The sequence below is a fragment of the Streptomyces luomodiensis genome (assembly GCF_031679605.1).
Classification (GTDB): Bacteria; Actinomycetota; Actinomycetes; order Streptomycetales; family Streptomycetaceae; genus Streptomyces; species Streptomyces luomodiensis.
Window position 1 is genome coordinate 4936073 of sequence record NZ_CP117522.1, and the last position, 12568, is coordinate 4948640.

A 12568-nucleotide genomic window follows, 5' to 3' on the forward strand; every position below is an offset into this window, starting at 1 on the left:
TCGTGAGGGATTCGCTACCTTGCTGAGCTTCGCGTCTTGATCATGACCGTCCCTCCAGGAGGGCGCAACCAAGCCGCCAGCGCACCTTGCTGATCCAATCGATCATGTACTGCAAGAACTCTAGCGTGCCAGTTCACGTCCCATTTGCGCAGGTCAGCAGACAGGATTACCGGAGTCAGCCAGTGAACGTGTGTCCATCAGTCAAGACATTGGCCGACGCTAATGATCTCGGCTGACTACTCGATGCGCTGTCAGACGCACGCACAGACCGAGGACTGTTGCATCCACCAGACGGAATCCGCGCGGGACCAACTCGTCTGCTGGCGTCGACGCTGAGGATGGCGGAGTGCTGGGCACTTCTACGATTACGCGGTCCACTAGGTCGGCAAGCAAGCGGGCAGCTTCGTTCCGGCTCCCCTCGACAAGAACCGAGCGTGCGCCAGACTCGGCCAAGTCAGCCACAGCCTTAGCTGGCTCGTCACCAAGCAGACGGTCTGGCACTCGGAAGGCACCTGCACCGTGACCACCAGGGACGCCTTCCTCAATCGCCCCGTTACGCCGAATCACCAGATCGTGCATGCGGCGAAGGTCCTTCACGTCCTGGTCGTCTTCGTCGGCCCCGGCGGTGTACGCCCAGGTGATGTGCGGCCTTCCCATGCGCAGTGAGTGCAGCCACGGACCGAGGACAAGCAACGCTTCCTGCTCCAGGATGCCGCGCTCCACCTCGATGCCGGCCTGTTCCAGGACCGCCGCACCGCCCTCTCCGCGTGAGGTCGGGTCCATGACGGCTATCAGGACGCGGGACACCTTGGCGTCGATGAGGGCCTGTCGGCACGGCGGGGTCCGGCCCTGGTGGTTGCACGGCTCCAGTGTCACGACGGCCGTGCCGCCCTCGGCGCGCTCCCCCGCTGCGGTGAGCGCGTTCACCTCGGCGTGGTGGTCTCCCTTGCGGAGGTGGTAGCCCTCGCCGACCGGTACACCGTCACGGTCGAGGATCACGCACCCGACGGGCGGGTTGGGGCTCGTCGTTCCGAGTCCCTGGGCAGAGATGGCGATTGCTCGCCGCATGGCCGTCAGTTCGTTCGGCGTGGCCATCAGAACCCCGCATTCTCCTTGACTGCGTCGAGTAGGTCCCGCACGGCGGGAACATTACTCGCCGCCGCGAGAGCGTTGACCGCCGTGACGGCCTCTTGCAGAGTGCGGCCGGAACCAGAGCCGCGGGCCATGTCGAGAACGGCTGCGGCCTCGGCGGCGGCCTGCTCGTACTCCTGGATTCCGACGTAGGCCATGGCGAGCCGCGCCTGTGCGAATCCCCGGTCACGCTGGTAGACATCCGGGAGCTCGGCCAGCGCGGTCTGGAAAGTGGAGACTGCCCGGTCCGGCCGGGAGAGGTTGAGCCAGCAATTCGCGCGCTGGATTTCGATGTAGCTGGACGTGCAGAAATCCCCGTGGCCGGATCGGGCGTCACCGGAGGATTCAGCGATGGCGGCGAACTCGTGGGCCTCGTCGAGCTTCCGGTGACAGGCGACCTCGTCCCCATCAAGGGCAAGCCCTTGCGCTTCCTGCTGGATAGCGGCGGCCTTCATCGGGTGGGTGAGTGCTCGTTCGTGGCGCTGCACGGCCTGGGCGAGTCCGATTGCCTGGCCTGCGTTCTTCTTCCCTGCCGCGAGCTGGCTGCGACGGAACAGGGTCCACGAAAGCATGGCTTCGTCTCCGGCCTCCATGGCCCACTCCATGGCCCGGCTCGTCCATGTCTCCGCGCTGGTCACGTCCATGGAGTCTTCGTGGAGCCATGCGGCGGACTCGGCGTACTGAGCCGAGAGTTTCAGCAGCTCCTGCCGGTGCTCGCCCCGGCTGTCCTCCAGGAGACCTTGCAGCATGTCGAGCTGCTGATGGACTCCTGCGAGGGCATGACGCGGGCCGAAGAGGTTATCGGCCCTGACCAGGGTGTGCCACATGTCGCGGAAGTGCTCGATGGCCGCTTCACCTCGTCCGGCGGGGAGTCGGTGCGGTCTGGCGGGCTTCGGGCTCACGACCTCGGCGGAAGCGTTGACGGCACGGAGGGGCCCGCTTCCTTGCACGGCGACACCAACGGCGTGCCCGAGAAGGGCTCGGCGATTTATCGGCACGATCTGCTCTCTCCCATCGACGTACACCGAAACCAAAACGATTTCGGGTAGCGCATCCGCGTCCGCCGAATTCGAGGGGTCCACGTGCACAATCGGCAGACCAGAAATCGCCCCCGCTGCGGGTAACGGCGGGGGTTCGTTCAAGCTGTCTGGGCTACTGGGAGCGTAAGCCTGGTTCTGGACAGCGGCGGCCGGCGACGGGGTACCCTCCCATGGCCGCTCGGGCAGGTCGAGCATGTGGCCGGGAATGCCCAGTCCATCAGCGATGCGTTCCATGACGGCGACGCTGCGAATACCCCGATCACCTCGGATCACGTCGCCGACACGCGCGCTGGTCATCTTCGTGACGGCGGCTGCGATCGCCGCGTAGCTCGCTGGGACACGTCTGTTGACGAGACGAAAAATCTCGCCGAAGTCCCTGCGCCTGCATGCCCGCTTCATGTCCTCGCTGTGCAGCAAGCGGTCCGGGATGGTGAGGGGGTATCCGCTGCGCCTGGCTTCACGTTCACTCATGGGCCGCTCACGAGGTGTAGGGACGTGCGTCCAGTCCAGCGTAGATCGCGCCATGGATTGGGGTACCCCGTTTCGCCGACCGGGGTACCCCATTGGCTGTCCCGATGACGGCGTCTCACCTGCACTCTTGTGGCCATGAAGCCAGAGCTGACAGGCCCCGATGGACGCGTGGTGGTGAGGCGTTGGACCCGCCATCCCCGTTGCGTCGCCCTGGCCCGAGCCGACTTGCGTAAGGCTCTGGCTGGCTGGGGGCTGGTCGCGGTCGAGGAGGTCGCGCTGTTGGTGCTCTCTGAACTGATAACGAACGCCGTGCGGCATGCGCGGGTGCCGGGACACGAGATCGAGACGCGTTATCTGTACCAGGGCGACAAGGTGCAGATCGAGGTTCACGACGCGTCCGACCTGCGACCGGAACTGAGGAATCCGAGCTGCGAAGTAGCGCACGGGAGAGGTCTGCTCCTGGTCGAAGCGCTCGCGGACCGGTGGGGCGTCACCCCGTGCCCGGTGGTCGGCAAGTCGGTGTGGGCCGTGTTGACGGCTCCTGGCTCGGATGTGGGTCAAGCGATGAAGGGCGGGACGCGGCATGGCAAGGCGGACGCCGAAATGGACGGAACATGAGTCAGAGATCATCGCCGCGTATCGGGACGGCATGCGGGTCACAGAGATTCAGCAGCGGTTCGGCATAGCGAACACGATGCTCTACGACCTGCTTCACCGCAGAGACGTACCACTGCGCTCGGGCCGACAAAAGGCCCCCTGGTGGCGAGGCGGATTGCTGCCCTAGAGACGGGGCGGGGGCTGCCGTCCCCGGGAAGGACCCGGTAGCCCTCGCCCTCCAGCTCCCCTCGGCTCAGTGTCCGTGAGGCAAGCACCTCCCCCGCCTCACTCACGTCACACACTGCGCCTCGGGAAAAGACGGCGGACACCGCACCGTCCGCCGTCAGCGGTCCGGCTCCCACACTCGCGCCCAACCAATCGACCCGCGAAAGGGAGCCGGACCGCCCAGAAGAACAACCGCATACGCGAAACCGGACCACCCGGCGAGGCGGCGGGCACGGTGGTGACGGTCGCCAGAGCGTTTACGACACGCTGGTCAGCCACCGCGATACGGAAACCGACGCGGAGCGACCACGACGGCCTGAGCCACCGCGCGGCAGCAGCTGCTCCCCACCGGCCACGACCGAGCCGTTCGGTCTGCTCACGCACCCGCATCCGTGACGGCGACAGTACGGCGGCCGGCCGCATCGGGCCGGGGCCGACGACCGACATGCCCCGGGCCGGGCACCCCTCCCTTCCCCGCTGGCCGTTGCTACGCGCACAACGGCGATGGCCGCAGTCGGCGGACGGCTGGCCATGTAAACCGCTGCGCGTAGCCGCCCCTCGACGGCGGGCAGGCCGGGCGCCTGGTCCTGGCCGTGCTGCTGCGTCGGCGCGTCCGCTGCGATCAGCAGGCGCTCCGTGGGAGCTGTTCCGGGTCTGGCTGTGACTGGTGGGCTGCTGGTGTGGGGTGGCGCGCTGAGTGGTCCGGGGGCGCCGCTGAGCGGGGCGGCAGACAGGAGCGGGCGGCGGCCACGGGCCGCCAGCGCGCGCGGCCCGCGCAAGCGGGCCGCCTTGATCCGCGTGACGATGGACATCTACACCTTCGTCCGGCTCGACTCTCAGCGCTGTGCCTTCGACCGCGTCGGCGACGCGCTACGCGAGACGGGAAGCTCCAAGCATGGTGGCCAACCCCAGACACCGCGCCGTGTGTGTGCACCACACAACTGATTGCAGGGTGAGAGGCTCGCGAGGCCGCTGACCAGCGGACACTAACTTTCCCTACACCTTCGATTATAAGGCAGAATTAGGGTGCTGCCTTATGCACACCGAGTCGTGCTCCTGACTAAAGAATCAAAGGCACAATGCCCAGGCGGTTGATGTCAGAACTGATGTCACCGCATACGCCAGAGGCCCCTTCCGATGATCGGAAGGGGCCTCTGAGCTGCTGCGCGCTCGGCAGGATTCGAACCTGCAACCTCTTGATCCGTAGTCAAGTGCTCTATCCGTTAAGCTACGAGCGCTTGGCTTCCCGGCGGTTTTTCTTGCCGGTCGGCGTTGCGGGGACAACATTACATGACCTGCGCCGTGAGGCGAAATCCGTTTCCCAGACCCTGTCTGACCTGCGAAAACTCCGCTTTCAGGGGGCGGGGAGGCCGGCGGCGCGGGGTGTCAGGGAGTGAGCCTTCGGGGTGCGAGGTGCCCGAGGAGCGGAGGGAGGCGACACGGAGGGCGATCGCCTGAGTGCCCTGGGTCACGTCGGTCGGCGTTCACCGCGCCGACCTCCGGAAACAGCTCAGGGAGTCCGTGCCGTGGGCACGAACTCCCTGAGCGGAGAGCGGAGGCTGAGGGATTTGAACCCTCGATGGGCTTTAGGGCCCAAACCGCATTAGCAGTGCGGCGCCATAGACCAGACTAGGCGAAGCCTCCAACACACCGGTTGCTCGCGCGAGCGCGATGTGGTGTGTGCAGATGATGTCACAGCCCAGTGGGATGTCACCAATCGCGGACTACGGTACTCGGCGGGCGGGGCCCACCGCAAAGTTCTTACGGCGGCGGCAGCCCTTACGGCGGAGTGCGGCCTTTATGGCGGAGCGCGACCCTTACGGCGGCGCAACGCGCTCGGCGGTGGCGCGTTAGACGGGGCGGGGCAGCGCCGCCCCCGACTGATCACACCAGGAGTACCCCCATGCCCCTGCTGCACCGCATCGCCGTCACCGCCGCCCTGACGACCGCCGCCGGCGCGTCCACGCTGGCCCCCGCCGGGGCCACGCCGCTGCCGCTGCCCCTGCCGTTCGACGGGGAGAGCTCCGACCGGCTGGTGATCACCGTGAGTGAGACCGGTGAGCCCGACGACGCCGCGACCTATGTGCTGGCCTGCCACCCGACCGGCGGTACGCATCCCCGGGCCCGAGCCGCGTGTGCGCAGCTGGACTCGGAGACCGAGTGGGGGCGCGATCCGTTCGCGCCGGTGCCGCCCGGGGCGATGTGCACCGGGCAGTACGGCGGGTCGGCCACGGCGCGGGTGACGGGTCACTGGGCGGGGCGTCACGTCAACGCCTGGTTCAACCGCACCAACGGGTGTGAAATCGCCCGATGGAATCGGTTCTCCATCGTTTTGCGCATGCCTGGGAGCTGACCTGGGGATTGGGCCGGGAGTGAGAAGAGAGGGCCCGGGGAAGTTTGTCCGGGCGTGCGCCGAGACGCGTACGTCGTGCTGCGACCTCCCTCTCATCCACCGCCGCGCCTGGCCCAGGTGCCCGTAGACTCCCCTAGAGACACTCCGCGGACGGGGAAGCAGAATGACCGCGAGTGTCGGCAAGGTGCGGTAGTCAGGGAGGAAGCGTCGTCGTGAGCAGCAGGCCATCCCGAGGCGCTGCTCGCCTCGCAGCGATACTCGACGCCCTCCCGGACGCGCTGTTGCTGGTCAACTGCAACGGCACGATCGTCAACGCCAACCACATCGCGCTGGAGTCCTTCGAGGCCCCGGGTACCGCCCTGGTCGGCCGTGGTCTGCTCGATCTGCTCCCCTCCTTCGATCCCAATCGCATTCCCGGGTCGATGCGCCGCCCCGACGCGGCACAGCGCAACGGCAGCAAGCCGACCCGGATGATGGCCCGGCGCACCGACGGGGCGCAGTTCCCCGTCGAGGTGACCAGCGCGAACCTGGAGGACGGGCGGACCCCCTACGCCGATCAGTACAGCTACACCGGCGATGAGCTGCTGATGCTCATCGTGCGCGACCTGACCGGGACGCTCGACACCGAGGCCGAACTCGCCCGTCAGCAGCGCCAGACCGAGATGATCCTGCGCGCGGCGGCGGAGGGCGTGGTCGGCGTGGACACCGAGGGCAAGGTGGTCCTCGTCAACCCGTCCGCCGCGCAGATCCTCGGCTACCGGGCCAGCGACATGGGCGGTCAGGAGCTTCACTCTCTTGTACACCACTCGCGCCCGGACGGTTCCCCTTTCCCGTACGAGGAATCGCCCCTCGCCGACACCCTGCGCTCCGGCCGCAAGCACCGGGTGCGCGGCCAGACGCTGTGGGCCAAGGACGGAAGCGAGGTCCCGGTCGATCTGACGACCGCGCCCGTCCGCGACGGCGACCAACTCGTGGGCGCCGTGCTGACATTCACCGACCGGCGTCCCGAGCGGGCCATGGTGGCCCACCACACCGAGGAGCTCGAGAGCCTCACCGCCCAGCACGCCGAGGAGCTGGAGAAGCTCACCGCCCAGCACACGAAGGAGCTGGAGGAGCTGCGGACGCGGCTCGCCGAGGAACGCGAGCGGTACACGGCACGGCTGGAGTCCGTCACGGCGCGGAACAGCCAGCTGCTCGCCGTGCTGGACCAGTCGCTGCGCGGACCGCTGCTGGAGCTGCGCAGCGAGCTCGGTGTGCTCGCCGACGACCCGGCCGGGCAGCTGTGGCCCGAGGCCAATCAGATCCTGCACCACCTCGCCGCCGGGTACACCCGGATGACCACGCTCGTCGACAACGTCCTGAGCTATCAGCGGCTCGACGCGAGCGGCGAGGAGCTGGCCCGCCGTACGGTCTCGATGGACGAGGTCGTATCGACCGCCGTCGAGGGCGCGGTCGAGCTGATCGGCCCGGGGCGCGCGCAGTTCGCCGTGCACGCGCCGCCGATCGACGCCGAGGTGGACCCGGAGCGGCTCGCCCAGGCGCTCGCCCATCTGATCGCGGACGTGGCCGGGGTCGACTCCACCGGCAACGCCGCCTCGGGCACGGGCGGCACGGCGAGCGACTCGACGATCGTGGTCGCGGCGGCGCAGCGCGGCGACGTCGTACGGATCGAGGTCCGTGGGCCGTACGCGGGCGGCGACCCGGTGCACGAGCCGATCGTGCGCGGGATCGTGCGCCGGCACGGGGGCGTGCTGCAGACCCATGAGATGCCGGGTATGGGCGGGCACGCCTATGTCCTGGAGGTGCCGATCTCGGCGGCGGCCGCCGCCGAACAGGAACGCGCGGACGGCGACACCGCCGGGCAGGGCGACGGTACGCAAGGACAGGGCACCTCCGGCACGGGCGCCGGCGCGGGCACGGCCACCGCGGGCGGCAACGCGACCGGCCAGACCCCGACAGGGCAGACCCCGACCGGCCAGACCCCGACCGGCCAGGTCCCGACCGGACGCCGCGCCCGGCACGGGGCGGCGACCCCCGGCGGCGCGCCAGGCGACACCAGCGGCGGCGGTACGCACGGAGGTGCCACCGGGCAGGACGCCACGCACGGCAACGCGACGCACGGCAACGGCGTGCCCGGCGACGCCACACAGGCCAACGGCACGCAGGGCGCCGGCACGCAAGGCGCCGGCACGCAAGGCGGTACGCCTCCGCCCAGCCTCCGTAAGGCCGACCCCCGTACGGCCCACCCCCGTGCCGCCCAGCAGGGTGTCCCGGGCGTGGGCGTGCCCACCGCGCTGCCCGCGGTCGTCGGCGAGGACACCCCGGCCCAGCGGCAGAGCGCGGCCGAACCCGCGCACCCCCCGCGGCCCACCGGGCGGCGCAGGGCGCGCCCCCACCCCGACGAGGACCCGTCGGCCGCCGCGGCCGCGAACCCCGCCCAGAACGCCGGGGGAGCCGCGACCGGCAGCCATCGCCATGCCCGCGGCGACGCACCGGAGGCGGCCGGGCCGCAGCCGATGGGCCCCGCCGCCATGGGCGTCGTGCCGCCTCAAGGCATTCCCGCCCAGCAGCAGCCCCAGGGCCGTCGCGCCCGGCGTGGCGCCCCGGCGCAAGAGCAGGGCGGCCCCCAGGCGGCCGGTGCGCCCGCGCAGGGTGCGGGCGGTCGGCCCGCCCTCGCTCTGCCCGCGGCCTCCTCCGACACGCCCCAGCAGCCCGTCCAGCCGGCCGGATCGGGCATGCCCGCGCTGCCCGCCGCCCGCACCCCGGAGGAGCAGCAGCCCAACTGGGGTCAGGACACGGGCGCCGGCCAGCCGCAGGAGGTCCCGCCCACCGGACGCCGCCGGGCCCGCCGTGCGCTGGCCGAGGCACCGGAGCGGCCGATGCCCGAACAGGCCCAGGGCCAGGCGCAGCCGCAATCCCAGCCCCAGCCTCAGGCGCAGCCCCAGCCCCAGCCCCAGCCACAGCCCGCGGGGGAGCCCGGTCTCGTCCGCTCCCCCTTCGCACTGCCCCCGGCCGCCGCCGACCGGGCGCAGCCCGGTGCGCTGCCGCCGGAGCTCGGCCCGGCCGGGCTCGTCCCCGCGCAGCACGGCGCCCGCGACGCGCGGGGCGGCGCGCCCCAGCCGCCGCAGGGCGGGGGCCTGGCCGTACGAGGCGAGCCGGTACCCCCCAACGGCGCCGCACGGCCCGAGGGGTGGCCGTCCGACCCCGCTCAGGGCCAGGACCCGCATCGGCCCCGACCCGAGCCGCAGGCCCAGGGCTCCGGCGCCGCCGCCGGACCGGGTGAGTCCGCCATGCCCGCGCTGCCCGCCGCCCGCGCCCCCGAGCAGCAGCCCACCGGACGGCGCCGCGCCCGGCGGCCGCTGACCGAGGAGCCGCCGGAGGCGACGCAGGGCGGTCCGCAGCCCGTGGAGCCGGGTCCGCGCCCACCTGTCCAGCAGTCGGCCCAGCAGCCTGTCCAGCAGCCGACGCAGTGGCCGGAGGCGCCCGCGCAGCCCCGTCCGCAGCCGCTGCCCGCGGAGGCCCCGCCGAGCGCCGACACCACCCAGGGGCGCGCGATCAGCGTGCGCACCCTGGGCCAAGGGGTGCCGTTCGCCCACCAGGTGGGAGAGCACCCCCAGGGCCAGGCCCCGCAGGGACAGGCCCCGCACGGCCAGCCGCAGGGGCGTCCGCCGCACGGCGGCCAGCCGCAGACCCCCTCCGGCGGCACCAGCACCGCGGGGTCCGGCAGGCGGCGCAAGCTGGCCGCCCGGCCCGAGATGACGGACCAGGACACCGCTGCCGAACCGCAGTCCCCCGGCGGCCGGGCGCATCCGCACGCCGGACCGCGTCCGCACCCCGGGCCACCTGCCGGACCGCACACCGGACCGCAGCCGCATCCCGGCCCGCAGACGGGCGCCCAGCCGCGGCCCCAGGGGGGACCGGGGCCGCAGCGTGCGGCGGGTCCGTCGCACAGCTCGGGCCGTGCGTTCGCCATCGGCGCGCCGGACGAGGGAGCCGAGGGGCCGGAGCCGCTGGACGGGCCCAACGGCGCCGTCGAGGTCGTCGACGACCGCACCCCGCCGCCCGACGACGAACTGCCGCCGGAGCCGCTGGACAACCCGCGCCGCCTCCTCGTGTGGCCGGCCCCGGACATGTCCACCCAGCAGGCGCTGAGCGACCGCGGCTACCGCCCGGTGATCGTCAACTCCCGTGAGGAGGTGGACGCGCAGATCGCCGCGTACCCGGCGGCGCTGTTCGTCGACCCGCTGACCGGCCCGATCACCCGGACCGCGCTCCAGTCGCTGCGTACGGCCGCGGTCGCCGCCGAGGTGCCGGTGCTGGTGACCGCGGGGCTCGGCCAGGCGACGCGGGAGGCGGCGTACGGCGCCGACCCGGCCGTCCTGCTCAAGGCACTCGCCCCGCGCGACAGCGAGCAGCACCCGCCGCGCGTTCTGCTGATCGAGGAGCACGAACCGATCGCGGCCGCGCTGACGGCGACGCTCGAACGGCGCGGGATGCAGGTCGCCCGCGCGGCGACGGACGCGGACGCGGTCTCCCTCGCGGCGCAGATGCGGCCGAATCTGGTGGTGATGGACCTGATGCAGGTGCGCCGCCGCCGGGCCGGGATCGTCGACTGGCTGCGCGGCAACGGACTGCTGAACCGCACCCCGCTGGTCGTCTACACCTCCGCGGACATCGATCCGGCGCATCTGTCGCGGCTGGCCTCGGGCGAGACGGTGCTGTTCCTGGCGGAGCGCTCGACGAGCGCGGAGGTGCAGTCGCGGATCGTGGATCTGCTGGCGAAGATCGGCACCAACTGACGCTCACCACGGCCCATGGCACCCGGCACCCGGCACCGCCTGACGCCACGGCCCTCACGGTGACATGCGGCCCGTAAGGAGACGCTCGCCTCCTTACGGTGCCGCTCTCCCTACGGGGACCGCCGCCGTGACCGCCGCCGCGACCGTCTTCGGGGGGCGTGAGCGCACCGAACACGCCCCCCGTCCGGCCGCTCCTCAGCCCAGCGTGGTCACGTCCAGCTCTCCGTCCGCGTACTGCTTGCGGAGCACCTTCTTGTCGAACTTCCCCACGCTCGTCTTCGGCACCGCCGGAATCAGCGCCCAGTGGTCCGGAAGCTGCCAGCGGGCGATCCGTTCGGCGAGGAAGGCCCGCAGCCCCTCGTAGTCGACCGTGGCGCCGTCCGTGAGCACCACCGTGGCCAGCGGCCGCTCGCCCCACTTCGCGTCCGGCACCGCCACCACCGCCGCCTCCGCGACCTCCGGATGGCCCATCAGGTGGTTCTCCAGCTCGACCGAGGAGATCCACTCGCCGCCCGACTTGATGACGTCCTTGGCCCGGTCGGTCAGCGTCAGATAGCAGTCGGGGGTGATGGTGCCGACGTCGCCGGTCTTGAGCCAGCCGTCCTCGGTGAACTTGTCGTCGGGGCGGAACGGCTCGCCGTCCGCCCCTCCGTAGTACGCGCCCGCGATCCACGGCCCGCGCACCTCCAGCTCACCCGGCGTCTTCCCGTCCCAGGGCACGAGTTCGCCGTCTGCCGAGACCAGCCGGAACTCGACGGACGACGGGAAGCGGCCCTGCGAGATCCGGTACGGCCAGGCGTCCTCCGCCGAGAGCCCGCCGGGCGGATGGGCCACGGAGCCCAGCGGCGAGGTCTCCGTCATGCCCCACGCGTGGACGACGCGGATGCCGTGGCGTTCCTCGAACGCCTTCATCAAGGAGGGCGGGCAGGCCGCTCCGCCGATGTAGACGTTCCGCAGACTGCTCACCTCCCGCGGCGTCTCGTCGAGTTCGGCGAGCAGCCCCTGCCAGACGGTGGGCACGGCGGCGGCGAGGGTGGGACGCTCGCGCTCGATCATCTCGGCGAGCGGCTTGGGCTGGAGGAACCGGTCGGGCATCAGGATCGAGGCGCCCGCCATGAAGGCCGCGTGCACGGTTCCCCACGCGTTGGCATGGAACATGGGCACCACGGGCAGCAAAGTGTCGCTCTCCGACTGCCCGAACGACTCCGCGGCGTTGACCTGCATCGAGTGCAGATAGATGGAACGGTGGCTGTAGGCCACGCCCTTGGGGTCGCCGGTCGTCCCCGAGGTGTAGCAGAGCGCGGCGGCCTGGCGCTCGTCGATCTCCGGCCAGGCGTAGCGCTGCGGCCGGCCCTCGATCAGCTCCTCGTACTCATGGACCCGGGCGGCGCAGCCGTCCAGCACGGAACGGTCGCCGGGGCCGGTGACCACGATGTGCTTCACGGTGGTGAGGCCGGGGAGGAGCGGGGTGAGCAGCGGCAGCACGGAGCCATCGACGATGATCACGCGATCGGCGGCGTGGTTCACGATCCAGCCGAGCTGCTCGGCGGGCAGCCGGAGGTTGAGGGTGTGCAGCACGGCGCCCATGGAGGGGACCGCGAGGTACGCCTCCAAGTGCTCGGCGTTGTTCCACATCAAGCTGGCCACGGCCTGCCCCGGCTCGACCCCGAGCTCATCGCGCAGCGCGTTCGCCAGCTGGATCGACCGTACGCCCACGTCGTGGAAGCTACGGCGCCGGGGCTCGCCCTCGCCGGTCCAGGTGGTCACATGGGACGTGCGGCCGTGCACGATCGCCCCGTGCACAAGGATGCGGGTCACGGTCAGCGGTACGTCCTGCATCGTGCTGAGCACCGGGGCCTCCAGGCTTACGGTTACGCGCGGGTAGAGGTTCCGCCGATTGTGCAGCCGACCACCTGGTATGTCACTACCCCGGTCACTGCCCCGGCCCGCTC

General features: G+C 71.2%; 6 protein-coding genes and 2 tRNA genes. 3 read left to right on the forward strand and 5 right to left on the reverse strand.

Going from position 1 to position 12568, the window contains the following annotated elements; all coding sequences use genetic code 11:
• Positions 1-219 precede the first annotated feature (219 nt).
• Positions 220-1095: a bifunctional diaminohydroxyphosphoribosylaminopyrimidine deaminase/5-amino-6-(5-phosphoribosylamino)uracil reductase RibD gene (gene ribD, locus PS467_RS20705; RefSeq protein ID WP_311036529.1), complete on the reverse strand. Its 876-nt coding sequence runs from the start codon at positions 1093-1095 to the stop codon at positions 220-222.
• Positions 1095-2642, reverse strand: coding sequence for an NsdA family TPR-like regulatory protein (locus PS467_RS20710; protein ID WP_311036530.1), 1548 nt, complete (start codon positions 2640-2642; stop codon positions 1095-1097). The genes ribD and PS467_RS20710 overlap by 1 nt, the downstream gene beginning before the upstream one ends.
• 135 nt (positions 2643-2777) lie before the next feature.
• On the opposite strand from PS467_RS20710, the gene PS467_RS20715 reads away from it, so the two are divergent.
• Positions 2778-3260: an ATP-binding protein gene (locus PS467_RS20715; protein ID WP_311036531.1), complete on the forward strand. Its 483-nt coding sequence runs from the start codon at positions 2778-2780 to the stop codon at positions 3258-3260.
• A gap of 1369 nt (positions 3261-4629) precedes the next feature.
• On the opposite strand, the gene PS467_RS20720 is transcribed toward PS467_RS20715, so the two are convergent.
• Together PS467_RS20720 and PS467_RS20725 are read right to left on the reverse strand one after the other, a co-directional pair.
• Positions 4630-4702, reverse strand: a tRNA-Arg gene (locus PS467_RS20720).
• Between the two features lie 315 nt (positions 4703-5017).
• Positions 5018-5108, reverse strand: a tRNA-Ser gene (locus PS467_RS20725).
• A 259-nt stretch (positions 5109-5367) separates the two neighbouring features.
• Between PS467_RS20725 and PS467_RS20730 the strand changes: the two genes are divergently transcribed.
• On the forward strand, positions 5368-5817 hold the full coding sequence (locus PS467_RS20730) for an SSI family serine proteinase inhibitor (protein WP_311036532.1): 450 nt from the start codon (positions 5368-5370) through the stop codon (positions 5815-5817).
• Positions 5818-6029: 212 nt separating this feature from the next.
• Entirely contained in the window at positions 6030-10616 is a 4587-nt protein-coding gene (locus PS467_RS20735; RefSeq protein WP_311036533.1) for a response regulator, read from the forward strand.
• Positions 10617-10811: 195 nt separating this feature from the next.
• Here the strand turns inward: PS467_RS20735 and PS467_RS20740 are convergent, their stop codons facing one another.
• Entirely contained in the window at positions 10812-12467 is a 1656-nt protein-coding gene (locus PS467_RS20740) for a long-chain fatty acid--CoA ligase (protein ID WP_311036534.1), read from the reverse strand.
• Positions 12468-12568: the final 101 nt, after the last annotated feature.